Here is a 235-nt window from a genome sequence, read left to right as displayed (position 1 = left end):
CCCCACACTGCGTCTACGAGCTGGACTTCGCCGACAAGAAGTCCGGCACCGGCCTGCCCACCATCCGGCAGGAGATCACCATCAAGGGCAACGACGCCACCATCAAGCGCGACTCCGAGGACGCCTTCCGGCTCTTCCGCGTCGCCGACGGCGGCGAACTGACCCTGAAGGACCTCACCCTCAAGGACGGCAACGCCGCCGAATTCAAGTACGGCTCCGCCCCGTCCACCGGCTC

Annotated in this window: 1 pseudogene; it reads left to right on the top strand. The window is 66.8% G+C overall.

Features of this window, described 5'->3' with window-relative positions:
* Positions 1-235, top strand: a pseudogene (locus FXF52_RS42370) (hypothetical protein); the annotation flags it as partial.

The sequence above is a fragment of the Micromonospora sp. MP36 genome (genome assembly GCF_008119785.1).
Classification (GTDB): Bacteria; Actinomycetota; Actinomycetes; order Mycobacteriales; family Micromonosporaceae; genus Micromonospora.
The sequence above is the reverse complement of the archived record's forward strand: the minus strand, read 5'-3'. Positions and strand labels throughout refer to the sequence as shown.